General features: G+C 68.1%; 23 protein-coding genes and 1 riboswitch. Of the genes, 13 read left to right on the top strand and 10 right to left on the bottom strand.

All coding sequences use genetic code 11. The features are described from left to right. The first annotated feature begins 8 nt into the window (after positions 1–8). Both GOHSU_RS04340 and GOHSU_RS16215 read left to right on the top strand, forming a co-directional pair. Positions 9–1,268: a SatS C-terminal domain-containing protein gene (locus GOHSU_RS04340; protein WP_005937396.1), complete on the top strand. Its 1,260-nt coding sequence runs from the start codon at positions 9–11 to the stop codon at positions 1,266–1,268. Between the two features lie 191 nt (positions 1,269–1,459). Next, a complete protein-coding gene (locus GOHSU_RS16215; RefSeq protein ID WP_005937391.1) occupies positions 1,460–3,208 on the top strand; it encodes an AAA family ATPase in 1,749 nt (582 codons plus the stop codon). Here GOHSU_RS16215 and GOHSU_RS04330 read toward each other — a convergent pair whose 3' ends face one another. After that, complete coding sequence (locus tag GOHSU_RS04330; protein ID WP_005937388.1) at positions 3,209–4,327, bottom strand: adenosine deaminase; 1,119 nt, start codon at positions 4,325–4,327, stop codon at positions 3,209–3,211. Between the two features lie 65 nt (positions 4,328–4,392). Here GOHSU_RS04330 and GOHSU_RS04325 point away from each other — a divergent pair, with 65 nt between their 5' ends. Next, the gene (locus tag GOHSU_RS04325) at positions 4,393–5,190 is read left to right on the top strand and encodes a hypothetical protein (protein ID WP_005937385.1); all 798 of its coding nucleotides are present in this window, start codon (positions 4,393–4,395) and stop codon (positions 5,188–5,190) included. Here GOHSU_RS04325 and GOHSU_RS04320 read toward each other — a convergent pair. Continuing rightward, positions 5,187–6,497 (bottom strand): thymidine phosphorylase, encoded by a 1,311-nt coding sequence (locus GOHSU_RS04320; RefSeq protein ID WP_005937383.1) that lies wholly within the window; start codon positions 6,495–6,497, stop codon positions 5,187–5,189. The two genes, GOHSU_RS04325 and GOHSU_RS04320, sit on opposite strands and share 4 nt — an antisense overlap. Beyond that, positions 6,494–6,904 carry a cytidine deaminase gene (locus tag GOHSU_RS04315; protein WP_005937380.1) on the bottom strand — a complete coding sequence of 137 codons (411 nt, stop codon included), beginning with the start codon at positions 6,902–6,904 and terminating at the stop codon, positions 6,494–6,496. The genes GOHSU_RS04320 and GOHSU_RS04315 overlap by 4 nt, the downstream gene beginning before the upstream one ends. Positions 6,905–7,097: 193 nt before the next feature. On the opposite strand from GOHSU_RS04315, the gene sdhC reads away from it, so the two are divergent. From sdhC to GOHSU_RS04290, 5 genes are all read left to right on the top strand, one after another. Next, on the top strand, positions 7,098–7,508 hold the full coding sequence (gene sdhC, locus GOHSU_RS04310) for a succinate dehydrogenase, cytochrome b556 subunit (RefSeq protein WP_005937377.1): 411 nt from the start codon (positions 7,098–7,100) through the stop codon (positions 7,506–7,508). Between the two features lie 15 nt (positions 7,509–7,523). Further along, on the top strand, positions 7,524–7,958 hold the full coding sequence (locus GOHSU_RS04305) for a succinate dehydrogenase hydrophobic membrane anchor subunit (RefSeq protein ID WP_005937375.1): 435 nt from the start codon (positions 7,524–7,526) through the stop codon (positions 7,956–7,958). 16 nt (positions 7,959–7,974) lie between these two features. Then, positions 7,975–9,729, top strand: coding sequence for a succinate dehydrogenase flavoprotein subunit (gene sdhA, locus GOHSU_RS04300; protein ID WP_005937373.1), 1,755 nt, complete (start codon positions 7,975–7,977; stop codon positions 9,727–9,729). After that, complete coding sequence (locus GOHSU_RS04295; protein ID WP_005937371.1) at positions 9,729–10,511, top strand: succinate dehydrogenase iron-sulfur subunit; 783 nt, start codon at positions 9,729–9,731, stop codon at positions 10,509–10,511. Before sdhA ends, GOHSU_RS04295 begins: the two co-directional genes overlap by 1 nt. Positions 10,512–10,600: 89 nt before the next feature. Continuing rightward, positions 10,601–11,887 (top strand): D-alanyl-D-alanine carboxypeptidase family protein, encoded by a 1,287-nt coding sequence (locus GOHSU_RS04290; RefSeq protein WP_005937369.1) that lies wholly within the window; start codon positions 10,601–10,603, stop codon positions 11,885–11,887. Positions 11,888–11,947: 60 nt separating this feature from the next. On the opposite strand, the gene GOHSU_RS04285 is transcribed toward GOHSU_RS04290, so the two are convergent. From GOHSU_RS04285 to GOHSU_RS04275, 3 genes are read right to left on the bottom strand one after another with little or no spacing between them, the layout of a single operon-like run. Continuing rightward, positions 11,948–13,021, bottom strand: coding sequence for a YhjD/YihY/BrkB family envelope integrity protein (locus GOHSU_RS04285; RefSeq protein WP_005937366.1), 1,074 nt, complete (start codon positions 13,019–13,021; stop codon positions 11,948–11,950). A gap of 10 nt (positions 13,022–13,031) precedes the next feature. Continuing rightward, on the bottom strand, positions 13,032–14,057 hold the full coding sequence (gene trpS / locus GOHSU_RS04280) for a tryptophan--tRNA ligase (protein ID WP_155820933.1): 1,026 nt from the start codon (positions 14,055–14,057) through the stop codon (positions 13,032–13,034). A gap of 43 nt (positions 14,058–14,100) precedes the next feature. Continuing rightward, positions 14,101–14,931: an exodeoxyribonuclease III gene (locus GOHSU_RS04275; RefSeq protein WP_005937361.1), complete on the bottom strand. Its 831-nt coding sequence runs from the start codon at positions 14,929–14,931 to the stop codon at positions 14,101–14,103. Between the two features lie 107 nt (positions 14,932–15,038). On the opposite strand from GOHSU_RS04275, the gene guaD reads away from it, so the two are divergent. Beyond that, positions 15,039–16,346: a guanine deaminase gene (guaD, locus tag GOHSU_RS04270; RefSeq protein WP_005937356.1), complete on the top strand. Its 1,308-nt coding sequence runs from the start codon at positions 15,039–15,041 to the stop codon at positions 16,344–16,346. A gap of 36 nt (positions 16,347–16,382) precedes the next feature. On the opposite strand, the gene GOHSU_RS04265 is transcribed toward guaD, so the two are convergent. Continuing rightward, positions 16,383–16,817, bottom strand: a complete 435-nt coding sequence (locus tag GOHSU_RS04265) for a ChaB family protein (protein ID WP_005937351.1) — start codon at positions 16,815–16,817, stop codon at positions 16,383–16,385. A gap of 105 nt (positions 16,818–16,922) precedes the next feature. Further along, on the bottom strand, positions 16,923–18,656 hold the full coding sequence (locus tag GOHSU_RS04260; RefSeq protein ID WP_024332783.1) for a PE-PPE domain-containing protein: 1,734 nt from the start codon (positions 18,654–18,656) through the stop codon (positions 16,923–16,925). 235 nt (positions 18,657–18,891) lie between these two features. Beyond that, positions 18,892–19,005, top strand: a riboswitch (SAM riboswitch). Positions 19,006–19,066: 61 nt separating this feature from the next. On the opposite strand from GOHSU_RS04260, the gene GOHSU_RS04255 reads away from it, so the two are divergent. Then, entirely contained in the window at positions 19,067–20,368 is a 1,302-nt protein-coding gene (locus GOHSU_RS04255) for a bifunctional o-acetylhomoserine/o-acetylserine sulfhydrylase (RefSeq protein ID WP_005937346.1), read from the top strand. Positions 20,369–20,374: 6 nt separating this feature from the next. Further along, complete coding sequence (gene metX, locus GOHSU_RS04250) at positions 20,375–21,535, top strand: homoserine O-acetyltransferase MetX (RefSeq protein WP_024332782.1); 1,161 nt, start codon at positions 20,375–20,377, stop codon at positions 21,533–21,535. A gap of 44 nt (positions 21,536–21,579) precedes the next feature. Here the strand turns inward: metX and GOHSU_RS04245 are convergent, their stop codons facing one another. Then, complete coding sequence (locus GOHSU_RS04245) at positions 21,580–21,933, bottom strand: DUF3017 domain-containing protein (protein ID WP_005937341.1); 354 nt, start codon at positions 21,931–21,933, stop codon at positions 21,580–21,582. Further along, a complete protein-coding gene (locus GOHSU_RS04240; protein WP_024332781.1) occupies positions 21,930–22,793 on the bottom strand; it encodes a bifunctional methylenetetrahydrofolate dehydrogenase/methenyltetrahydrofolate cyclohydrolase in 864 nt (287 codons plus the stop codon). The genes GOHSU_RS04245 and GOHSU_RS04240 overlap by 4 nt, the downstream gene beginning before the upstream one ends. Positions 22,794–22,957: 164 nt before the next feature. On the opposite strand from GOHSU_RS04240, the gene GOHSU_RS04235 reads away from it, so the two are divergent. Both GOHSU_RS04235 and GOHSU_RS04230 read left to right on the top strand, forming a co-directional pair. Beyond that, positions 22,958–23,194: a YgaP family membrane protein gene (locus GOHSU_RS04235; RefSeq protein WP_005937331.1), complete on the top strand. Its 237-nt coding sequence runs from the start codon at positions 22,958–22,960 to the stop codon at positions 23,192–23,194. 53 nt (positions 23,195–23,247) lie between these two features. After that, positions 23,248–23,745, top strand: a complete 498-nt coding sequence (locus GOHSU_RS04230) for a hemerythrin domain-containing protein (protein ID WP_005937326.1) — start codon at positions 23,248–23,250, stop codon at positions 23,743–23,745. Positions 23,746–23,748 lie beyond the last annotated feature (3 nt).

The raw sequence follows: 23,748 nt of genomic DNA, 5'->3' as shown, positions 1-23,748 counted from the left end.
TCTAGCCCATGGCTGGAGACATCGTCCCCATCGAGCTCGGACTCACCGATGGCAATCTGTTCACCCTGTGGGCTCCTCGCTGGCGCGAGGGCGATGACGAGTGGGAGGCGTTCCTGGGTCTCGGCGACGACCTCTACGGTTTCGACTCGGTCGCCGAACTGGCCGCGTTCGTCCGCGACGACGACGAGAACGATCTCGCCGACCACCCCCAGTGGCCCACCATCCAGGCGCTATCGGCCGGCGAACTGGTCCCCGACGACAAGCACAGCTACGACCTGATCGGCGTACCCGAGCTGGCCGCCGAAGATCCGCGCGGCGAGGTCGTCGCCGAACTCGAAGACGCCCTCGAGATCACCCGCATCATCGGCGAGGTCTGCGAGCTGACCCCGATCACCAAATTCTTCACCGCGAACCCGATCCTGGGTGCGGTCACCGTCGGCACCGAGAACTTCCACGGTCGCGATGGTGTGGACCTGTGGGTCCGCATCGGCCGACTCATCGCCAAGCACTGGGACGATGTCATCGATGCCCTCGACGACGTGGTGGCCACCCCGAAGGTCAAGGAGGCCACCCTGGCCATCGCGATCGCCGAACTCGATGCCGCCGCCTCCGCCGAAGACGAGGACGAACCCGAATTCGATCCGGTCGATCCGCTCGACGACTCCGCCTCCGAGGACGACGACCACGAGGACGACGAAGACGACGAAGACGAGGGTTTCTGGGGCGAGGTGGGGATCGATCCGATCCGCATTTACACCGACGCCGGGGAATTCCTGTCGCTGCGCTGTTACGTCGGCGCCGACAGCCGTCCGGTCTTCCTCGGCAGCAAGGGCACCATCTACGGGTTCGCCTCCGAACGGAGCCTGACCCGGTTCCTGGCCGAGCACAACGACCACGCCCTGGCCCGCGTCTCGACCTACGACCAGGTGCAGTCGATGGCCAACGCAGGCGAGCTGAGCTACGAGGTCCTGCGGGAGAACACCTACGCGCTGCCCGGGATCGATGAGGACATCCTCGACGGCCCGCGACAGGTGGACAGCCGGCAACTCGATCTGGCCGTCGAGCTGCTTTCCGATGCGGCCGAGTTCGCCGGCGTCGACACCGTCGACGAGGCCTTGGGCACGACCACCCCGCTGGGCTGGTTCGTCGACTACGCGGTGAAGCCGGACCCGAACCGACTCGCTCCGTCGGGGCCGTTCGACAATGAGTCCGAGGCCTGGCGGGCACTGGTCAGCGACTTCGAGGAGCGCCTGGTCCGTCGCGGCTGAGCCGCCCGGAAAGCCACTGAAAGTGATCTCCGCCACTTTCGGAACTGCTTGACACGGCCTGCTAAACTCAAAAGCTGCATCTCAAGTGAACATCCCCGGGGACCCGTATCCTTGAATGCCTGAGTTTAGATCGTCGACCTGCGTTTTCTGCACTGTTGCCGGGTGCCGATCCCGTTCTTATCGTGGCGTCCATGACCGCTGCAGACGACTATCCGACCGACCGGAACGATGACGGCCAGGAGCTCTCCGACGTCGCCGGACTCTTCGCAGACCTGGGCCTGACGACGATCTGCGATCCTCCCGAATCGACGGCCCTGCGCGGCACCCGCACGGTGGCGCCCGCGGCCAGGGTGCACCGGCTCGACCAGAGCCGGGACGTGGCCGCCGCGCTCCTGCGGCCGTCTGCGGGCATCGTCGTGGTGACCGGCAGCCCCGGATCCGGGCGGACCGGCTTCCTCGCCGAGGTGGCCGCCGCCCTGGCCGCCGCCGAGGACGCACCCGTCCTTCGCCTGGTCGAGCCCGATAAGGATGCCGATCCGGTGGCCGTGGCCAACCACCTCGTCGTCAGCGGCCGGGAAGGCGCCGAGGTGCTAGTCTTCGACGACTTCGAGCATCGGGCCCGGCTGCACGCCGACGACAGGGGCACCGGCCTGCTGTCCCAGGTGGTGCTGTGCAATCAGACCTTCGGGCTGCGTTTCCTGCTGGTCCTGGACGAGTCGATGCTCTCCCGGCTGGCCGAACTCGAGCCGGCACTGGCCCGCACGCAACACACCGTCGCCCTCGGGGAGTTCCCGGCCACCGCACTCGCCGGTGCCGTCCGGCCGGTCGTCACCGCCCTGGTACGGCGCAACGGTCTGGACCTGGACGACGAGGTGATCACCGCAGCACTGCGTCCGGCCGGACCGACCGAGAGCTACCGTCACCCGGGCCTGGCGATCGCCCGGATCGACGCGGCGATCGGCCGGGCCCGGGCCACGCGGGCCCCGGCCGTCCTGCTCGAACACCTCGGACTCTCGTGCGGCGGGTTGTCCGGCGGGGCCGGTGCCGCCGGCCTGGCCGCCGCACTGTCGCGGAGTGTGCGCGGGCAGGATCCGGCCGTCGCCGCGGTCGCCGACTGTCTGGCCCCGGCGCTGAGCGGACTGAAACTGCGGCCAGAGCGCCCGCATGCGGTCCTGCTGTTCGCCGGGCCCACCGGTGTCGGGAAGACCGAGCTGGCGACCCGCCTGGCCGCGGCCGCCTACGGCTCCGACGATGCGCTGATCCGGCTGGACATGTCCGAGTACGCCGAGGCCGCCGACGCCCGCGCCAAGCTGATCGGCCATCACCGCTCGTGGCGGAACAGTTCCACGGCCGGTCTGCTCACCACGCGGGTGATCGGCCGGCCCCGCTGTGTCGTCCTGCTCGACGAGTTCGAGAAGTCCGCCCCCGAACTGTGGCCGCTGTTCCTGCAGGTCTTCGACGAAGGCAGGCTGACCGACGGATGGGGGCAGACCGCCTCGTTCAGCGAGACGATCATCATCCTCACCACCAATCTGGGGGTGCGGGAGGGTGCCCGCAGATCAGCGGGCTTCGGTGCGCCCGAAGGCTTTTCGGCCGCACGTCAGCATGCGGCGATCGCCGCGACGTTCCCGCCGGAATTCGCCGGCCGCCTCACCGAGATCATCTGCTTCGCTCCGCTGGACCTGGCGGCCGTGCGCCAGATCGCCGAACTGGAACTGGCGCGGACTGCCACCAGGCTCGCCGGCCAGGGCTGGCGGATCGAGTACGACGAGGCCGTCGTCCACCGACTCGCCGAGGACGGCTACGACCCCGCCTACGGTGCCCGCCACCTGCAACGCAACATCGAGCGCAAGTTCCTGTCGCTCCTGGCCGGTGCCCGGTCTCGGCAGGTGCGGGTGCGGGCCGAAGACAGCCGGCTGCAGGCCGAGAGCCTCGCCTGATCAGCCCAGCAGCACCGCATACCCGGGTTTGATCACCTCGTCGATCAACTCCAGCCGCTGCGGAAAATGCAGGAACGCCGATTTCATCGCGTTGACGGTGAACCGCTCGAAATCGGCCCAGCCGTAGCCGAAGGCCCGGTGCAGTTCCCAGAACTCACGGCTCATGCTGGTCCCGCTCATCAACCGGTTGTCGGTGTTCACGGTGACCCGGAAGCGCAGCCGGGCGAGGACGTTGAACGGGTGCTCGGCGAGGGAGTCGACCGCGCCGGTCTGTACGTTGCTGCTCGGGCACAACTCCAGCGGAATACGCTTATCGCGCACATAGTTCGCGATCGGTCCCAGGATCGCCCCCGGATAGCTGCGCTGGTCGGGCCGGGATCCCGGTGGCAGCACGATGTCGTCGATCACCCGGACCCCGTGCCCGAGCCGGTCGGTCCCGCAGAACGAGATCGCCTCGTGGATCGACGGGAGCCCGAAGGCCTCCCCGGCATGAATCGTGAAGTGTGCATTGGCATCGCGCATCCGATCGAATGCCGCCTGATGGCGACTCGGCGGGTTGCCGGCTTCGGCACCGGCGATATCGAAGCCCACGACGCCGCGGTCCCGGAAGCGCACCGCCAGGTCGGCGATCTCCAGCGAACGCGCCGCGTGCCGCATGGCGGTCACCAGCGCCCGCACCACGATCGGTCGGCCGGTGGCGGCGACGCGCTGCTCCCCGTCGGCGAAACCGGTCAAGACCGCCTCGACCGCCTCATCGAGGGTCATTCCCTGCTCGGTGTGCAGTTCGGGCGCGAACCGGATCTCGGCGTAGACCACGCCGTCGGCGGCCAGGTCCTCCACGGCTTCGCGGGCCACACGGCTGAGCGCCGCGGGGGTCTGCATCACCGCGACGGTGTGACGGAAGGTCTGCAGATAGGTCTCCAGCGAGCCCGAGTCGGCGGCACGGGCGAACCAGTCCCCCAGTTCACCGGCCCCGGCGGCGGGAAGATCGAGGTAGCCGCACTCGCGTGCCAGCTCCGCCACGGTGCCCGGTCGCAATCCGCCGTCCAGATGATCGTGCAACAGCACCTTCGGCGCCAGTCGGCAATCGTCGATGGTGAGAGTGTCGGAAGGTCCCATGGCTCCACGGTAGGGCCCCGCACGCCGCACCGAGCCGTACGACGGGCATCGGGCATGATTGCCGCGTGACGTTCAACGACGGTTGGGAGCCGGTTCCTCCCGAGTTCGGTTCCGGCTCACCGGGCACCGGCCTGCCGCAGTTCGTCGTGCCGACACCGCGGCTCGTGCCGGGTCTGCGCTGGGCGGGCCGGCGGCTGTCGGCGAACGTCGGTCCGCTGGCCAGCGCCGCCCTGCTGTGGGGACTGATGCTGGTGGCCTTCGCGATCGCCTTCTACGCCGTGCTGCTGATCGTGCTGACCGCGACCGCACCGGCCGGCAGCAGTGCCGACGAGTGGCTCACCCCCAGTCCCGCGATCACCGTGGTGATGGACCTGCTTATGATCGTGCCGGTCGCCCTGTTCACCGCGCTGATGACCGCCTGCTGGTTCCACGGCGCCCTCATGATCGCCGACGGCGCCCGGCCCGGGGTCGGTGACTTCTTCACCCCGCTCAACCTGCGGTCGGTCGTGGTTCTGGCGATCATCATCGAGGTGACCGCCACGACCGTGGACCTGACCTTCGCCCTCGGGCTGTCGACGGAATGGGGTGCGGTGATCGCCGGCCTGCTGCTGAGCGTGCTGGTGATGTGGACCTGGTTGTTCGCCACCGATCTGCGGCGGTCTCCCGCCGCGGCCCTCAGCGACGGCCTCAACCTCGCGGTGGCCCGCCTGGGTGCCACCCTGGTGGTCTTCGTGGCCTCGATTCTGCTGGCGATCGTCGGGCTGCTGGCCCTGCTGGTCGGGTTGCTGTTCACCGTGCCGCTGGCGTCACTGCTGACCGTCTATTACTTCCGCGGACTCACCGCACGGCCGGTCGCCGCCTAAGTCGCCGCGCCGATCGCACCGAGGATCCGTCCGGCGGCCTCGGGAGGTCGCTGCGGTGCTATCCGCACCGCCCCGGCCAGGTGCGCGCCGGCCGCGTCGAATCTCTGCGGTTGGTCGGCGTGCAGGGTGAACAGCGGCTGCCCCGCGACGATCCGGTCACCGATCGCGGCGTGCCATTGCACTCCGGCTCCGGCGGAGACCGCTGCACCCGGTACCGCGCGGCCGGCGCCCAGCTCCCAGGCCGCCAGCCCCACCGACAGCGCATCCAGTTCGGTGAGCCATCCCGAGTCGGCGGCCGTGATCACCTCCCGATGGGCTGCGACCGGCAACGCGGCCGCCGGGTCGCCGCCCTGCGCGGCGATCATCGCCCGCCAGGTGTCCATCGCCTGGCCGCCGCTCAGATGCGCGGCCGGATCGACCCCGTCGAGTCCGACAGCGGCCAGCATCTCCCGGGCCAGCGCCAGGGTCACCTCGACCACGTCGTCCGGCCCGCCGCCGGCGAGGACCTCCAGCGCCTCGGCCACCTCAAGCGCATTGCCGGCGCTGCGGCCCAGCGGTGAGGACATATCGGTCAGCAGCGCACTGGTGACCACCCCCGCATCGGACCCCAGTTCCACCATCGTGGCCGCCAGCTCGGCCGCGTCGTCGTACTCACGCATGAAGGCGCCGGAGCCCACCTTCACATCCAGCACCAGCGCACCGGTGCCCTCGGCGATCTTCTTGCTCATGATCGAGGCGGCGATCAGCGGGATGGACGCCACGGTGCCGGTCACATCGCGCAGGGCATAGAGTTTGCGGTCGGCCGGGGCCAGTTCGTCCGAGGCCGCGGCGATCACCGCCCCCACCTGCGCCAGTTGCGATCGCATCCGTTCCGGTGACAGCTGCGCCGAGAAGCCGGGCACCGCGTCCAGCTTGTCCAGCGTGCCCCCGGTATGGCCCAGACCGCGGCCCGACAGCTGCGGGACGGCGACACCGTAGGAGGCGATCAGCGGGGTCAGCGGCAGGGTGACCTTGTCCCCGACCCCGCCGGTGGAATGTTTGTCGACCGTCGGCAGCGACCGGCCGTGGCGACGCAGCTCGGTCAGATCGAGTCGGACGCCCGAATCGATCATCGCCGCGGTCCAGTCGGCGATCTCCCGGCGCACCATTCCGCGCCAGCAGATGGCCATCGCCAGCGCCGACATCTGCTCGGGCGCCACCTGACCGGAGGTGAAGCCGTCCACCACCGCCCGGATCTGCGCCGTGGTCAGCTGGCCGCCGTCACGTTTGACCCCGATGATGCTGACGGGGTCCAGAGCCGCAGTCATCGCGCCTCCCCGACCCGGTCCAGATCCGCCGGCCCGAACGCATCGGGCAGCAACTCGGCCAGCGCCCGGGGACCGTGGACCGTGTCGACGATCATGCCGGGCCCGCCGAACTCGAGCAGCACCTGCCGGCAGCGGCCGCACGGAGTCAGGATCCGCCCGTGCGCATCGCAGACCGAGATCGCCCGTAACTGTCGAACACCGGAAGAAACCGCTGCCGACACAAGGGCGACTTCGGCGCACACACCCAATCCGTATGAGACATTCTCCACATTGCATCCGCGCACGATGTGACCCTCCACACCGACCGCCGCCGCGCCCACCGGAAAGCCCGAGTACGGAGCATACGCCCTGGCCATGACCTCTCGCGCGGCACGGCGCAGCGCCGCGAAGTCGATTTCGCTAGACATGTCTTCTCACTTTCCCGAGTATTTAAAAGGTAAGGCAAACCTAATTCCCGGATCTGTTCTCGGTCACATTGTTACGGAGATTTAGAACAACACTCAGCATGGGTTTAAAGTCGAAGGTCATTGGGTCCTTGGATGCCGCCGTCGCGCCCCCGGGAACCGAGCAAAAAGTCGACATCATGGAGGCGTAGAACGCATGAGCACCCCCACCGAGGTTGCACCGGATCCGGTGCGCAAACGCTCCCTGTATCGCGGCGATCCGGGTATGTGGGCCTGGGTTCTGCAGCGCATCACCGGCGTCACCATCTTCTTCTTCCTGTTCGTGCACGTCCTGGACACCGCGGTGATCCGGGTCAACGAGAACACCTACACCGAGATCATCGCCACCTATCAGACCTGGTACATCGGCCTGATGGAGATCGGGCTGGTCTTCTGCGTGCTCTGGCACGCGATCAACGGGCTGCGCGTCATCCTGATCGACTTCTGGGGCAACGGCCCGAAGTACCAGCGCCAGATGCTCTGGACGGTGCTGGTCGTCTTCGCCGTGCTGTTCATCGCCGGCGCCGTGCGCCTGCTCCAGATCCTGTTCACTCACGTCAACTTCTAGGGAGCGTCGTAAGACATGACTACGGAAGCAAAGATCATCGCGACGGAGTACGACCGTCCGGCCAGTCTTGATGCTCCGCGCGCTCCGCGCGCCGTGAGCCGCAGCAACTTCGAGAAGTGGGCATGGCTGTTCATGCGCTTCTCGGGCATGTTCCTGATCATCCTGGCGGTCGGGCACATCTTCATCATGCTGGCCTGGGACGACGGTGTGCACCGGATCGACGCCACCTTCGTGGCCGACCGCTGGTCGCAGCCGTTCTGGCAGGTCTGGGACCTGCTCATGCTCTGGCTGGCCGAACTGCACGGCGCCAACGGCCTGCGCACCGTGATCTCGGACTACTCGCGCAAGGACCGTACCCGGTTCTGGCTGAACTTCCTGCTCGCGGTCTCCATGATCCTCGTGCTGGTGCTCGGCACCTACGCCATCCTCACCTTCGGCAGCGGCTCCTAAGGAGAACTGAAAACTCATGCAGGAACATCGGTATGACGTCGTCATCGTGGGCGCCGGGGGCGCCGGAATGCGCGCGGCCATCGAGGCCGCCCCGCGCGCTCGCACCGCGGTGCTGACCAAGCTCTACCCCACCCGCAGCCACACCGGCGCGGCCCAGGGCGGCATGTGCGCCGCGCTGGCCAACGTCGAGGAAGACAACTGGGAGTGGCACACCTTCGACACGGTCAAGGGCGGCGACTACATCGTCGACCAGGACGCCGCCGAGCTGATGGCCAAGGAAGCCATCGACGCGGTGCTCGACCTGGAGAAGATGGGTCTGCCCTTCAACCGCACCCCCGAGGGCCGCATCGACCAGCGCCGGTTCGGTGGCCACACCCGCGATCACGGTAAGGCCCCGGTCCGCCGCGCCTGCTACGCCGCCGACCGCACCGGTCACATGATCCTGCAGACGCTGTACCAGAACTGCGTCAAGCACAACGTCGAGTTCTTCAACGAGTTCTACGCCCTCGACCTCAACATGACGACCGACGAGAACGGCGAACCCGTCGCCAACGGTGTCGTCGCCTACGAGCTGGCCACCGGCGAGATCCACGTCTTCCACGCCAAGGCGATCATCTTCGCCACCGGCGGGTCCGGCCGCATGTACAAGACCACCTCCAACGCCCATACCCTCACCGGTGACGGTATGGGCATCGTCTTCCGCAAGGGGCTGCCGCTGGAGGACATGGAGTTCCACCAGTTCCACCCGACCGGTCTGGCCGGGCTGGGCATCCTGATCTCCGAGGCGGTCCGCGGCGAGGGCGGCATCCTGCGCAACGTCGACGGCGAGCGTTTCATGGAGCGCTACGCCCCCACCATCAAAGACCTGGCGCCCCGTGACATCGTGGCCCGGTCGATGGTCCTGGAGGTCCTCGAGGGCCGCGGTGCCGGCCCGAACAAGGACTACGTCTACATCGACGTGCGTCACCTGGGCGAGGACGTCCTCAACGAGAAGCTGCCCGACATCACCGAGTTCTCCCGCACCTACCTGGGTGTGGATCCGGTGACCGAGCTGGTCCCGGTGTACCCGACCTGCCACTACATCATGGGCGGTATCCCGACCAACGTCGACGCACAGGTGCTGGCCAACAACGATCAGGTGGTCCACGGACTGTATGCCGCCGGCGAATGCGCCTGCGTCTCGGTGCACGGCGCCAACCGACTGGGCACCAACTCGCTGCTGGACATCAACGTCTTCGGCCGTCGCGCCGGGCTGGCCGCCGCCGCCTACGCCAACAGCACCGACTTCACCGAGCTGGAGGAGAATCCGACGGCGATGGTCGACGAGTGGCTGGCCGGCCTGCTCTCCGAGCACGGCAACGAGCGCGTCGCCGACATCCGCACCGAGCTGCAGCAGACCATGGACAACAACGCCGCGGTGTTCCGCACCGAGGAGACGCTGACCACGGTTCTGGGCGACATCCACGCCCTCAAGGAGCGGTACAACCACATCCGCGTGCAGGATAAGGGCAAGCGTTTCAACTCCGACCTGCTCGAGGCCGTCGAACTGGGCTTCCTGCTCGAGCTTGCCGAGGTCACCGTGGTCAGTGCCCTCAACCGCAAGGAGTCGCGCGGCGGGCATGCCCGCGAGGACTACCCCGATCGCGACGACGAGAACTTCATGGTTCACACCATGGCGTACAAGATGGGCGACGGGCTCATCGCCGACATCGAACTCGGCTACAAACCCGTGGTCCAGACCCGTTACGAGCCGATGGAGCGGAAGTACTGATGACTGCCCCCCTGGAAACCACGGTCGCCGACCAGCCGCCCCTGCCCCCGGTTCCGCCGGAGGCGACGATGGTCACGCTGAAGATCTACCGCTTCAATCCGGAAGACCCGGACGCGCAGGGCTTCGAGAGCTTCCGCGTCCCGGCGCTCCCGTCGGACCGACTGCTGAACCTGCTGCTGTACGTGAAGGGCTACCTCGACGGCACCCTGACGTTCCGCCGCAGCTGCGCCCACGGCGTGTGCGGCAGCGACGCGATGCGGATCAACGGCGTCAACCGGCTGGCCTGCAAGATCCTGATGAAGGACCTGCTGCCCAAGGATTCGTCCAAGGAGATCACCATCACCATCGAGCCCATCAAGGGCCTGCCGGTGGAGAAGGATCTCGTGGTCGATATGGAGCCCTTCTTCGACGCCTACCGCGCGATCAAGCCGTTCCTGATCACCGACGGCAATACTCCGTCCAAGGAATACCTGCAGTCGCAGGCCGACCGGGCCCGCTTCGACGACACCACCAAGTGCATCCTGTGTGCGTGCTGCACCACCAGCTGCCCGGTGTTCTGGACCGAGGGTTCCTACTACGGTCCGGCGGCGATCGTGAACGCGCACCGCTTCATCTTCGACAGCCGTGACAAGGGCACCATCGAGCGCCTGGACATCCTGAACGACGCCGACGGGGTGTGGCGCTGCCGCACCACCTTCAACTGCACCGACGCCTGCCCCCGCGGCATCCAGGTGACGCAGGCGATCCAGGAAGTCAAGCGCGCGCTGATGTTCTCGCGCTAACGAACCTTCTCTGCAGCCCAGACGGCGCCCCGGCCCTTTCGGACCGGGGCGCCGTCGTCGTTCCTGCCGGACGTAGACTGGTCTGCCAAATGCGCACTACACGTCTGTTCAGGTCCCTGGCCGTCGCCGCAGCCGCCGCGATTCTGGCCACCTCGGTTTCGCCCGCCGTCGCACCGCTGACCGCCGGTGAGGCGGCAGCCGAGCCCACCGTCGTACCGACGCACTCCAGTGCGCCGCCTGCACCGGCGGACTGTCCGCAGCGCGTGGGCACCCCGCCGCCGATCGACGAATCCGAAGTAGTGCCGGCCGGCCGGCCCACACCCACTCCCCTGCCGGTACCCGAACCGCCGATGGGCGGCGACCGCCTGGCCGCCTGCGGGGTGATCGCCGAACCCGACGCCGGCCCCACCCCGGCCGGCCTGACCTCGAAGGCCTGGCTGATCGCCGATCTGGAGTCCGGGGACATCATCGCCGCCCGCGATCCGCACGGCCGCTACCGCCCGGCGTCGACCATCAAGGTGCTGCTGGCACTGGTCGCCCTGGAAAAGCTGGACCTGACCGAGCCGGTGGTGGCGACGGTGAACGACTGGTCGATGGAAGGCGACGCCTGCGGGATGGGTCCGGACGGCACCTACACCGTCGAAGACATGATCACCGGGCTGCTGGTGGTCTCGGGTAACGACTGCGCCAACGCCCTGGCCCGCATGCTCGGCGGTTACGACCAGACGCTGGAACAGATGAACCACAAGGCGCAGTCGCTCGGGGCCCTGGACACCCGGGCGGCCACACCCTCCGGGCTGGACGCGGCCGGCATGTCCACCTCCGCCTACGACCTGGCCGTCATCTTCCGCGCCGCGATGGCCAACGACGAGTTCGCGCGGATGATCGCCCTGCCGAACTATCGCTTCCCCGGCTATCCGCCGCGCAAAGACGTCCCCGGCGATGAGGACCATCCCGCCTATCTGATGGGCACCTCGAACACGCTGCTGCGCGACGGCGTCCCCGGGATGACGGTGCTCGGCGGTAAGACCGGGTACACCGACGATGCACGCAAGACCTTCGTCGGAGCGGCCGAGAAGGACGGCCGCAAGCTGGTGATCGTTCAGCTCGACGGGCTGGGCGTGGAGAACGACACCTACCACCAGCAGGCGGTCCGCATGTTCGAATACGGTTTCGCCGCCCCCGCATCGACGTCGATCGGCAGCCTGAACAACCGCCTCGCCGACCGGTCCGGCGCCGGCATCCTGGCGCCCTCCGGTGCCGATTCACTGGCGATGGGCGCGCTGCCGCTGATCCTGCTGGCCGCCACACTGCTGACGATGGCCGCGCTGGTGGTGCTGTTCCTGCGCCGGCGTCGCCGCTACCGGCGCCGCTGACCTGCCCTGGCCGATCGGCGTGCCCGCCGCGCCGGCTGTTCGGCCGCACGGCCGGCGATACTATCCGCGGCGCAGCCAGGCCCACAGTCCGGCGATCAGCCCGCCGATCCCGGCCGCGGTGAGCAGGCCGGCCGCCTTGGGCGCCGGGGAGGTCTCGTACACCGGGGCCAGAACCACCGGCCGCTCGCCGTCACGCTCGTCGTCGGCGGCCAGGATCTGATCGGTGACGCGGTACTCCTGGTTCTGCGGACCGGCCGCCGACCAGGCCGCCCCGTACAGCACGATCCGCGAGGCGAGATAGGCGAAGGCCATCACGCCCAGGACCGGACCGAACGCCGCCCCGGCCGGACTGGTGAACATCGACTGCAGATAGGCGCTGCCGAGGGTGAACAGCGCTTCGAAGATCAGGGCGATGACCAGTGCGGTCGGCGCCACGACCCGGATCGGGACGTGCTGGATCGGCAGGCGGCCCAGCACGACGGTGAACAGCGCCCACATCGCCAGCACCGCCGCGATCACCGTCCCCCAGCGCAGCACCGTGCTCTCCAGACTCTCCGGCAGCACGTGCACGTGCTCGACGACCCAGTCGGCGACCGGCCCGGTGGCCACCACCGATAGGCCGATCACCAGGGCGAAGGTCAGGCCGAGACCGATGAAGTGCGCCAGGTCCAGGACTTTGGACTTGACCGGATTGCGTTTGATCCGGCCACCCCACATCTCGGTGAGACCGTTGCGGGCAAGCCCCATCCAGCCGATTCCGGTCAGCGCCGCGCTGATCAGACCGATCGTTCCGACGGTGGCACGCGATTCGATCGCCGAGTCGATGACGCCGCTCAGCGTCTCACCGAGCTCGCCGGGAACCGCGTCGACCACGGCATCGGTGATCTGCGTCACCAGCTCGGGGCGGCTGGCCAGGACGAAACCGGCGATGGCGAAGGCGACCATCAGGATCGGCACCATCGCCACGATCCCGCTGAACGCGATGGACGAGGCGTACAGGTTGCCGCGCTGCTGGTTGTAGCGTTCCAGGGTGGCCAGCAGTCGGGTGAGCCACGGCCACTTTTCCTGCGCCTGCTCCCACAACGCCTTGAGACGCTCCACGAGCTCCTTTGCCTTCGCGACGACCGAACCCATGTCGGCCACGTTACCGCCGCGGGGCCAGGAATCCGGTCTTGTCGTAGACCTTGCGCAGGGTATCGGCTGCGACCGCACGCGCCCGGTCGGCGCCGTCGGCCAGGATCGCTTCCAGGGCGGCGCGGTCGTCGAGCAGCTCGTCGACCCGTCCGCGCAGCGGAGTGACGAAGTCGCTGAGTACCTGCGCGGTGTCCACCTTCAGGTGCCCGTACTGCTTGCCCTCGTAGCCGGCCACCAGCTCGTCTACGGTCCGATCCGACAGGGCGGCCTGGATGGTCAGCAGGTTGGCCACTCCGGGCTGCTGCTCGCGGTCGAAGACGATCGTGCTCCCCGAGTCGGTGACCGCCGAACGGATCTTCTTGGCCGACTTCTTGGGATCGTCGAGCAGATTGATCAGCCCGGCGTCGCTCTCGGCGGACTTGCTCATCTTGGCCGTCGGGTTCTGCAGATCGTAGATCTTGGCGTACTCGCCGACGATGCGCGCCTTGGGTACCACGAAGGTCTCCCCGTACCGGCTGTTGAAGCGCTGGGCCAGGTCGCGGGTCAGTTCCAGATGCTGGCGCTGATCCTCCCCGACGGGCACCTCGTGCACATCGAAGGCCAGGATGTCGGCGGCCTGCAGGATCGGGTAGGTGAACAGGCCGACGCTGGCCGACTCCTGCCCGGATCGGGCCGACTTGTCCTTGAACTGGGTCATCCGGCCGGCCTCACCGAAACCGGTCAGGCACTGCAGGACCCAGGTCAGCTGTGCGATCTCCGGGATGTGGCTCTGCACGTAGATCGTCGACCTGGCCGGATCCACACCGATGGCCAGCAGCTGGGCCACACTGCGCAGCGTGCGTTCGCGCAGCACCTCCGGATCCTGCGGCACGGTGATCGCGTGCATGTCCGGGATGAAGTAGTAGGCCTCATCGAAGTCGTCCTGCAGCGCCACCCACTGGCGCAGCGCACCCAGATAGTTGCCCAGATGGAAGGAGTCGCTGGTCGGCTGGATCCCGGACAGGACCCGGCGCACGGAGGGGGTGGGGCTGGTCATGGCTGCCATTGTCGCAAAGTCCCTTTCGGTGGGAGAAGTTCACTCAAGAGAAGACGACGGTCACCGGCGCGTGGTCGGACCAGCGCAGGTCGTACGCATCGGCGCGGTCGACCCAGCTGCGCTGCACGCGTCCGGCCAGCCCGGGGCTGGCCAGGTGGTAGTCGATGCGCCAGCCGGCGTCGTTGTCGAAGGCCTTCCCGCGCCACGACCACCACGCATAGGGTCCGGGGACGTCGCCGTGATGCTGCCGGGCCACATCCACCCAGCCGCCGGCCAGCCGATCGGCCACCCACTGGCGCTCGTGCGGCAGGAATCCGGAGTTCTTCAGATTCCCCTTCCAGTTCTTGATGTCGCGTTCGTCGGGGGCGATGTTCCAGTCCCCGCCGACCACGACGTCCCGGCCCGAAGCCAGCAGGCCGTCCAGGTACGGCCCGAAAGTGTTCAGGAAGCGCAGCTTCTCGTGGTACTTCTCGGCGTCCTTCGGGTTCTCGGTCAGGGCGGCTCCCGAGGGCACGTACACGCTGGCCGCGGTCACCACACCGTCACCGGCGGTGAAGTCGGCCTCCACATAGCGGCCGAGCGGATCGAATTCGTCGTCGCCGTACCCGATCCGCACCTCGGTGGGCTCGGTTTTGGACAGCACACCGACCCCGGAGCGACCGGCCACCGACGATTCGGCCATCGCCAGATGCCAGCCGGCGTCCAGGGCCGGTGCCAGGGCCGTGCGGGCGATCTTCTCCGTGGCCCGGATCTCCTGCAGCAGCACCACATCCGGGTCTGCCCCGTCTAGCCACGGCAGCATGCCGAGGTTGTTGTCGTTGCGCTGCTTCACTGCGGCGCGGATCCCGTTGACATTCAGGCTGACCACGGACATGCTTCTGCTGCTCACGTGGACTCACCCTATCGGCGGCGCCTTCCCGGCGATCGCCCACCCGCCCGGTGTGCTCCCGTTCCCGGCCCCGGCGGTGGGATACTCCGGATATGCCTGAGATCACCGTGCTGCGTGGCCATGCCGTCACCTTCACCGGTGACCCGTTCATCGACCCCGGGGCGTTTGTGGACGTTCCGGACGCGCTGATCGTCGTCACCGACGGCATCATCACGGCCTTCGGCGCATACGACGACGTCGCCGGTCAGCTGCCGGAGGGGGTGCCGGTCACCGACTACCGGCCCGCGCTGATCTCGGCCGGCTTCATCGACACCCACGTCCATTACGTGCAGACCGGGATCATCGGCGCCTACGGGGACCGGCTGCTGGAGTGGCTGAACAACTATTCGTTCGTCGAGGAACAGCGCTTCTCCAGCGCCGAGTACGCCGCGCGGGCCGCCGCACTGTTCTTCGACCAGCTCCTGGCCAACGGCACCACCACCGCGGTCACCTTCGCTGCGGTGTACCCGCAGTCCGCCGAGGCCTTCTTCCAGGAGTCGGCCCGCCGGAACACCCGCATGATCGGCGGCAAGGTCATGATGGACCGCAATGCCCCCGCACCGTTGCTGGACACCCCGGAATCGGCGTACGCACAGAGCAAGGAACTGCTGGAGCGGTGGGACGGCACCGGCCGCAATCACTACGCCATCACCCCGCGTTTCGCGCCCACCTCGTCCCCGGCGCAGCTGGCGATGGCCGGCCGGCTCCGGCAGGAACATCCGACGGCATTCGTGCACACGCACATCTCCGAAACCCTCACCGAGCTCGCCCTGGTCAAGGAGCTGTTCCCCGATCGCACCGGCTACCTGGATGTCTACGGTCACTACGGATTGATCGGCGAGCGAACCGTGCTGGCGCACGGGATCCACCTGACCGCGCCCGAACGCGACCGCATCGCCCAGGCCGGCGCCCTGATCGCGCACTGCCCCACCTCGAACCTGTTCCTGGGTTCGGGGCTGTTCGATCTTCACCAGGCCAAAGACGCTGCCCGGCCCCTGCACGTGGGCCTGGGTACCGATATCGGTGCGGGCACCAGTTTCTCGCTGCTGGCCACCATGAACGAGGCCTACAAGGTCGCCGCTCTGCGGAGCCATCCGCTCAGTGCGCTCAAGTCCTTTTATCTGGCGACGCGCGGCGCGGCGGTGGGACTGGGGCTGGCCGACAAGATCGGCTCGATCGCGGTGGGCGGGGAAGCCGACCTGGTGGTGCTGGATCCGGCGGCCACTCCGCTCCTGGCCTACCGCACGTCCCGGGCGCAGACCACCGAAGAGGTGCTGTTCGCGCTGACCGTCCTGGGCGATGATCGCGCCGTGGCCGCCACCTATGTCGCCGGCGCACTGGCCCACACGCGTTCACCCTGATCCGGCGGGCTGGCGCGTCCGTACGGCGCCGGCCTGTCAGCTGCGGCCGGAACGGCTGTCTGCAGTCGCCTTCTGGTTCGCCTCGTCGATGGCCTCGACCAGCTCCGCCTTGGCCATCGTCGACCGTCCGGCGATGTCCAGGCGCTGGGCGATGCGGTACAGGTGATCCTTGCTGGCCTCGGCATCGACACCCCCGGCCGACCGCCCGGAGGGGTTGGGCCCGCCACTGCGGGCCCGACTGTCCGAGGGCCCCGGCGAATCCTTGCGTTCCCAGTGATCGCCGACCTTTTCGTAGCTGTGTTTGAGGGACGAGTAGGCGACCCGGGCTGCACGCGAGGAGTCACCGTCGTACTCCTCCATCGCGTTGTCGTAGGTCTCGGCGAAGGTCCGCTGGGCCTTGGCCTCCGAGCGAGCGACGGGCGCCGGCAACTCCGACTTTCGCGGGTTGCCCTTGGCGGTCATCATCGGCATGGCGTGCTCCTCTGGATCGAATCGGGCAGGTCCACCCCGGGGTACCCGGCGACGGCCAGCCTCAATCACGCCGCGCCGAGAGCGCCGCCGCACAACAGGTCGTCGTCAACTCGCTGCCGGCAGCTGCGACAGTCCGTCGGTGTCGGTCGGGATCTGCCGCTGGGTCAGTTCTGGCTGCTTGGTCTCCGGCTGCCCAGACTCCGGTTGCCCAGACTCCGGTTGCCCAGACTCCGGTTGACCAGACTCCGGTTGCTTCGTCTCCGGCCGCCCCGTCTCGGGCGGAGTGGAGGTCGGGCGAGTACTGGTCGTCGGGGTCGACTCGACAGTCGACGATTCGGTGGCCGACGACTTGGTGCCGGGCGACTTGGTGCCGGGCGACTTGGTGCCGGGCGATTCGAGGACGGCCTCCTCGGTCGGAGTCTGCGGACGCTTCGTCTCGGTGATCTTCACGTCCGGCCGGCTCTCCTTCGGGTCAGATTTCAGCGACCGGAGCCGCTCCTGCCGGACATCGGAGGTCTTCGCTTCCGGGTCTTGGTCGGACGCATCGCTGTCCAGGCTCGGCAGCAGCGACAGCCGCTGACCCAGCGACTGTGCGGAGGTGTCGTCGAGGACCAGTCCGGTGGTCGACGGGCGGGCCACGGCCAGCGCCTGGCGAACCCAGTAGTCGGCGAAATTGACCGGCATCGCGATGATCGACAGGGCGCTGCCGGCGAGGCCCTTCAGACCGGCGCTGATCTTGTCGACGTCGAATTTGACGACGCCCTCGAGCACGTCGGTGAGCATCAGCAGATCCGGCAGGTAACCGCCGTAGCCGAGTTTGGGCAGTTGCGGCAGCAGCGTCATCACCGGCGCGATGTACTTCTGCAGATCCGACAGGTTGGCGTGCGGGAAGATACCGTTGATGTTCGGCAGCAGACCCCACAGGTCGGCCACCTGGCGCGGTGCCAGACCGAGGGTCTCGCGCACCTTGTCGACCAGATCCTGCCGGAGCCCCGAGATCGCCGACGGCATCTTCACCATGCAGTCGATGTAGGCACCGGTCTGCACTTCGTCGCAGTCCCACGCGTCGACCGGCTTGTACATCTGGAACGGATACAGGCCGTGCTTGGTGAAGTAGCCGACCAGACCGTCGATGGCCCCGAACGGATCGTGCAGCGGATCGGGTAGATCGCAGACCGCATCACCCTGGATGCAGTAGCTGGTGACCGGGATGTCACCGAAGCCGTCCTTGCGCGGGCCCATCATCGTCAGTCCCGGGAGCACCCCGATCATGCCCAGTTCGATGCCGCGGGCGCTCTCGGGCCCGTCGCGGCGCGGATCGGAGTACAGCTCCCCCCGCAGGTTCTCTTTCGGCAGATCGGTGCGCCCGTTGGCGATATCGGACAGCACGTCCCCGGCCACCCGCGCGCCCTGGGAGTATCCGGCAACGACGATCTCGTTGTCCACGCCGCAGTGCTCACGGTATTCGGCGATCGCCGCCTCGGTGGCTGCCTTGCCCCGTTCGACGTCGTCGTTGTACCCGACCGAGCCCAGCGGCCACAGCGTCGTCGGATACTCGGCGACGATCACCTTGTACGGCTCTGCGTTGTACGGGCTGTTCCCATCGGGCTTTCCGTCCGGTCCCAGGCCGGTATACCGCTGCTGCACCCCGACCAGCGCACCCGCACCCGGATCATTGGTCCCGGCGACCAGAATCACCGCGCCGCCGCCGCACTCGTAGGGATCGGCATGGGCCACCCCGCTGCCGACCGGCACCGCACCGAGCGCGCCCACCACGGCCACGGCGGCCACCGACACGGCCCAGCGCCGTGGAGCCCGTCCAGCAAACAACGACTTCATCGATCCATCCCCAGGTGTCAGCACTCTCGGCCGAGCCGAGACGTTCGGTGGCCGGGCTGCGGACACCGAGCCTCGCCATTGTGATCCTAAACACAGCTCGGCGGTAGACCCAGGATAGGGGACACGGACCGGCGGCGGATGTGTTAGCACAGCACCGGGACCCGTCCGGGAGTTTTACTCACGGTGGTCCCAGTCGTTTCTCCGGGCCGACCACGGTGCTATATCCTGAAGCACAGGTCATGAGCATCAGCGCCAAGCCCCGGCTCGCTGATCGGCAACCCTCCAACCGCGGTGGGGTGCTCCGGGTGATGACCTGGTCGCCATAACGCCGGGGCGACAAGCGCGGGTCCGAGGGCCGGACCCCCATCCGGGTATCGCCCGGTCGAGAAGAGAAAGAGATTCTCTCGTCCATGTCTGACGCCAACAACTGGAGCTTTGAGACCCTGCAGGTGCACGCCGGACAGACCGTCGGCGACACCAACGCCCGGGCTCTGCCGATCTACCAGACCACCTCGTACGTGTTCAACGACACCGACCATGCCGCGAATCTGTTCGCGCTGGCCGAGCCGGGCAACATCTACACCCGGATCATGAACCCGACGCAGGACACCGTCGAGCAGCGCATCGCCGCGCTGGAAGGCGGCGTCGCCGCTCTCCTGCTCGCCTCGGGTCAGGCCGCGACCACCTACGCGATCCAGAACCTGATGGATGCCGGCAGCAGCGTGGTCGCCAGCCCGCGGATCTACGGCGGCACCCAGAACCTGTTCGCCCACACCCTGCCCAAGTTCGGGATCGAAGTGATCTTCGTCGAGGACCCGGACGATCCGGAGTCCTGGCGCGCGGCCATCCAGCCCAACACCCGGGCGCTGTTCGGCGAGACCGTCGCCAACCCGCACAACCAGCTGCTCGACGTCGACGCCGTGGCCGCGGTCGCCCACGAGAACGGGCTGCCGCTGATCATCGACAACACCGTGGCGACCCCGTACCTGTACCGCCCGATCGAGCACGGCGCCGATATCGTCGTCGAATCTGCCACCAAGTACCTGGGCGGGCACGGCACGTCCATCGGCGGTGTGATCGTCGACGGCGGCACCTTCGACTGGCGGGTCCAGCGTGACGGCCAGGACCTGTTCCCCGGCTTCACCACCCCGGACCCCAGCTACGGCGGTGTGGTCTACGCCGATCTGGGTGCCCCGGCCTTCGCCCTCAAGGCGCGCGTGCAGCTGCTGCGCGACACCGGTTCGGCCATCTCCCCGTTCAACGCCTTCCTCATCGCCCAGGGCATCGAGACCCTGAGTCTGCGGATGGAACGCCATGTCGAGAACGCCCAGAAGGTCGCCGAATACCTGGAAGCCCACCCACAGGTCGAATCGGTCGCCTTCGCCGGCCTGGAGTCGTCCCCGTACTACGAACTGGGCCGCAAGCACTTCCCGAAGGGCACCGGTGCGGTGATCGGCTTCGAGATCTCCGGCGGCCTGGAGTCGGGCAAGAAGTTCGTCGACGGCCTGGAACTGCACAGCCATGTCGCCAACATCGGCGATGTGCGTTCGCTGGTGATCCACCCCGCATCCACCACCCATGCGCAGCTGAGCCCCGACGCTCAGGCCGCCGCCGGTGTCACCCCGGGCCTGATCCGCCTGGCCGCGGGCATCGAGAACATCGACGACATCCTCGCCGACCTGGACAAGGGCTTCGCGGCCGCCAAGGCCTGAGCGACGATGTCTGTGACCTCCGACCGGACGACGATGGTCCTGGGCGCCGACTGGGCCACCGGCCCCGACGGCGTCCAGGTCGTCGTTCCGATCGGAGATCTACCGCTGGAGTCGGGGCAGCAACTCGACGACGCCACCGTCACCTTCCAGCGCTGGGGCACCCCCAACGCGGCCCGTGACAACATCGTCCTCGCGTTGCACGCCCTGACCGGCAACTCGCACGTCACCGGACCTGCCGATGAGCGTTTCTCGATGGTCGGCTGGTGGGACGGTCTGGTGGGGCCCGGCTGCGCCGTCGACACCGACGAATGGTGCGTCATCGCCCCCAACGCCATCGGCGGCTGCTTCGGCTCCACCGGACCGTGCTGTGTGGCCCCCGACGGCAAGCCGTGGGGATCGCGGTTCCCGCGGTTGACCGTCCGCGATCTGGTCGCCGCCGAATACCGCGCCTTCACCGATCTGGGGATCACCCGGTTCGCCGCGGTGACCGGCGGTTCGATGGGCGGTGCCCGAGCCCTGGAGTGGCTGGTGACCCACCCAGAGATGATCGACACCGGGCTGGTCCTGGCGGTCGGAGCGCGCGCCTCGGCCGATCAGATCGGCACCCAGACCACCCAGATCGCCGCCATCACCGCCGACCCGGACTGGCAGGGCGGCGACTACTACGGCACCGGCCGTGCCCCGATGACCGGGATGGGGATCGCACGGCGGATGGCCCACTTGAGCTACCGGTACGACGTCGAACTCGACGAGCGCTTCCAGAACGCTCCGCAGGGCGACGAGGAACCGTTGCACGGTGGTCGCTATGCGGTGCAGAGCTATCTGGAATACCAGGCCGAAAAACTCAAATCGCGCTTCGACCCGGGCAGCTACGCCGTCCTGTCCGAGGTACTCAACTCCCACGACGTGGGCCGCGGGCGCGGTGGAGTCACCGCCGCTCTCAACTCCTGCCCGGTGCCGACGATGGTGGTCGGCATCGACTCCGATCGCCTGTATCCGCTGTATCAGCAGGCCGAACTGGCCGCCGAACTGGGCAACTGCGTCGGAGAACTGCGGGTGGTGCATTCGGCCGCCGGCCACGACGGCTTCCTCACCGAGCGCCAGGCCGTGGGCGAGCTGCTGGCCGAGACTCTGGAACTGGCACGGCAGCAACGCGCCGCCCGCTGAGCTCAACGCCGGGCGATACCCGGACCGGGGTCCGGGCCCACGTCTTACAACTGGTCGCCGGTGCCCAGCGAGTCGATCGAGACGGCCAGCCAGATCACCAGCACCCCCAGTGAGGTCAGCGCCCCGATATCGAAGGGGCGGCTGCGGACCTGCAGCAGTCCGGCCCGGTCGTTGGGCAGGACGGCGCGGAAGACGGCGCCGACCAGCAGTGCGGCCCCGAACGCCACGCTGCCGCGGCGCCAGCGGTCGAACAGCACCAGGATCGCCGCCAGCAGCACGATCGACATCACGAACAGGAACGGGATCTGCCGCAGGATCCGCTGGCGCAGCTCGGCACGATGCCGCGCGGCCGCCGCAGCGGCGGCCGTCTTGTCGGCGGCGGTCCCGGCAGCGGTCACTGCGCCCGGGCCGCCAACTCGGCTTCGGCCCGTTCGACGACGTTGACCAGCAGGAAGGCCCGGGTCAGCGGACCCACGCCGCCGGGGTTGGGTGAGACCGCACCGGCGACCTCCCAGACGTCCGGGGCGACATCGCCCATCAGACCCTCGTCACCGCGGCTGACGCCGACATCGATCACCGCGGCCCCCGGCTTGACCATGTCCGCGGTGATCAGGTGCGCCACGCCGGCCGCGGCCACCACGATGTCGGCGCGGCGGACCTCCTGCGCCAGATCCCGGGTGCCGGTGTGGCACAGGGTCACCGTGGCGTTCTCGCTGCGCCGGGTCAGCAGCAGACCGATCGGGCGGCCGATGGTGATCCCGCGGCCGACGACGACCACGTGCGCCCCGTCGATCGGGATGTCGTACCGCCGCAGCAGATGCACCACGCCGCGCGGTGTGCACGGGAGGGTGGCCTCTTCACCGAGCACCAGCCGGCCGAGGTTGATCGGGTGCAGACCGTCGGCGTCCTTGGCCGGGTCGATCCGCTCCAGCGCCGCGTTCTCGTCCAGATGCCGCGGCAGGGGCAGCTGCACGATGTAGCCGGTGCAGGCCGGATCGGCGTTGAGCTCGTCGATCGCCGCGTTCAGCTCTTCCTGGCTGGCATCGGCCGGCAGATCTTTGCGGATCGAGGCGACACCGATCCGGGCACAGTCGCCGTGCTTGCCTTTGACGTACGAGTGCGAGCCCGGATCGTCGCCCACCAGGATGGTGCCCAGGCCGGGCAGCACGCCCGCGCCGCGCAGCCGCTCCACGCGTTGGGCCAGGTCCTCGAAGATCTCGTCGCGAGTGGTCTTGCCGTCCAGTCGAATCGCCGTCACGGCTCCCCATTGTTCCATCACCGAGGCCGATCCCCCACCGTGCCCCGCGCGACCGAGGCCACAATCTAGTGCGATGCATACCCCCTGGGGTATAGTTCGGTCATCCTTCCGTTCATCGACGAGGCCGGCCGACAGGCCCGGCCTCACCCCTATGAGGAGTCCTCATGTCGCTCTCGCGCTACGCCGACAACAAGCTCACCGTCGACCGCCTGGTGCCCGCCCTGGCCTCGCTGATGCTCTTCGTCAGCATCATCCTGGTGGCCACCCTCGGCCCATGGTGGCTGTTCCTGACCGGTTTCATCGCCCTGAACCTGGCGTTCTACGCCTACGCCGGCTGGTGCCCCGCCTCGCTGATCATGGAGAAGGTCGGCCTCGGGCGTTATGCGGTCTGCACGCGCTGACCTGCGGGGGTAGCCTGAAAGGCACCATCTGAGTCGAGAGTCAGGAGCAACCGATGAGCCAGCCGACCGATCTCGCCACGGCATTGACCGCCGAACACCACGAGATCGACGCCGCCATCGAACGTTTCACCCGGACTCCGCCGGCGCAGTCCCTCGGCGAGTGGGCCCGTCCGCTGGTCGACGGCCTGCACGCCCTGCGCCGCCACATCTACCTCGAAGAAGACCTGGTCTTCCCGCCCCTCAAACAGGGCGCGCTGCGCATGCCCATCATGGTGATGGAGAACGAGCACGGACAGATGTGGCGGCGACTGGATGCCCTGGAGGCGCTGCTCGAGCACGACGACGTCGACACCGAACCCAAGCGGACCGCAGCGATCCAGGCGTGCAACGAGCTGCTGGAGCTGCTGTCGGCACACAACTCCAAAGAGGAGCCGGTGATCTACCCACACGTGGATCCCGAGCTCAGCGACGCCGCCAAGGCGCAGCTCGGGGAATTCCTGGTCACCGGCCGGACCCCGGCGGGGTGGACCCCCGCGCGCGCCGAGGGCTGAGCC

This window comes from Gordonia hirsuta DSM 44140 = NBRC 16056, assembly GCF_000333015.1.
GTDB lineage: Bacteria > Actinomycetota > Actinomycetes > Mycobacteriales > Mycobacteriaceae > Gordonia > Gordonia hirsuta.
The sequence above is the reverse complement of the archived record's forward strand: the minus strand, read 5'-3'. Positions and strand labels throughout refer to the sequence as shown.

What these genes read in the sequence shown, in the direction of transcription:
- GOHSU_RS04340 (WP_005937396.1), top strand. Translation starts at nt 9, where the DNA reads ATGGCTGGAGACATCGTCCCCATCGAGCTCGGACTCACCGATGGCAAT.
- GOHSU_RS16215 (WP_005937391.1), top strand. Translation starts at nt 1,460, where the DNA reads ATGACCGCTGCAGACGACTATCCGACCGACCGGAACGATGACGGCCAG.
- GOHSU_RS04330 (WP_005937388.1), bottom strand. Translation starts at nt 4,327, where the DNA reads ATGGGACCTTCCGACACTCTCACCATCGACGATTGCCGACTGGCGCCG.
- GOHSU_RS04320 (WP_005937383.1), bottom strand. Translation starts at nt 6,497, where the DNA reads ATGACTGCGGCTCTGGACCCCGTCAGCATCATCGGGGTCAAACGTGAC.
- GOHSU_RS04315 (WP_005937380.1), bottom strand. Translation starts at nt 6,904, where the DNA reads ATGTCTAGCGAAATCGACTTCGCGGCGCTGCGCCGTGCCGCGCGAGAG.
- sdhC (WP_005937377.1), top strand. Translation starts at nt 7,098, where the DNA reads ATGAGCACCCCCACCGAGGTTGCACCGGATCCGGTGCGCAAACGCTCC.
- GOHSU_RS04305 (WP_005937375.1), top strand. Translation starts at nt 7,524, where the DNA reads ATGACTACGGAAGCAAAGATCATCGCGACGGAGTACGACCGTCCGGCC.
- sdhA (WP_005937373.1), top strand. Translation starts at nt 7,975, where the DNA reads ATGCAGGAACATCGGTATGACGTCGTCATCGTGGGCGCCGGGGGCGCC.
- GOHSU_RS04295 (WP_005937371.1), top strand. Translation starts at nt 9,729, where the DNA reads ATGACTGCCCCCCTGGAAACCACGGTCGCCGACCAGCCGCCCCTGCCC.
- GOHSU_RS04290 (WP_005937369.1), top strand. Translation starts at nt 10,601, where the DNA reads ATGCGCACTACACGTCTGTTCAGGTCCCTGGCCGTCGCCGCAGCCGCC.
- GOHSU_RS04285 (WP_005937366.1), bottom strand. Translation starts at nt 13,021, where the DNA reads ATGGGTTCGGTCGTCGCGAAGGCAAAGGAGCTCGTGGAGCGTCTCAAG.
- trpS (WP_155820933.1), bottom strand. Translation starts at nt 14,057, where the DNA reads ATGACCAGCCCCACCCCCTCCGTGCGCCGGGTCCTGTCCGGGATCCAG.
- GOHSU_RS04275 (WP_005937361.1), bottom strand. Translation starts at nt 14,931, where the DNA reads ATGTCCGTGGTCAGCCTGAATGTCAACGGGATCCGCGCCGCAGTGAAG.
- guaD (WP_005937356.1), top strand. Translation starts at nt 15,039, where the DNA reads ATGCCTGAGATCACCGTGCTGCGTGGCCATGCCGTCACCTTCACCGGT.
- GOHSU_RS04265 (WP_005937351.1), bottom strand. Translation starts at nt 16,817, where the DNA reads ATGCCGATGATGACCGCCAAGGGCAACCCGCGAAAGTCGGAGTTGCCG.
- GOHSU_RS04260 (WP_024332783.1), bottom strand. Translation starts at nt 18,656, where the DNA reads ATGAAGTCGTTGTTTGCTGGACGGGCTCCACGGCGCTGGGCCGTGTCG.
- GOHSU_RS04255 (WP_005937346.1), top strand. Translation starts at nt 19,067, where the DNA reads ATGTCTGACGCCAACAACTGGAGCTTTGAGACCCTGCAGGTGCACGCC.
- metX (WP_024332782.1), top strand. Translation starts at nt 20,375, where the DNA reads ATGTCTGTGACCTCCGACCGGACGACGATGGTCCTGGGCGCCGACTGG.
- GOHSU_RS04235 (WP_005937331.1), top strand. Translation starts at nt 22,958, where the DNA reads ATGTCGCTCTCGCGCTACGCCGACAACAAGCTCACCGTCGACCGCCTG.
- GOHSU_RS04230 (WP_005937326.1), top strand. Translation starts at nt 23,248, where the DNA reads ATGAGCCAGCCGACCGATCTCGCCACGGCATTGACCGCCGAACACCAC.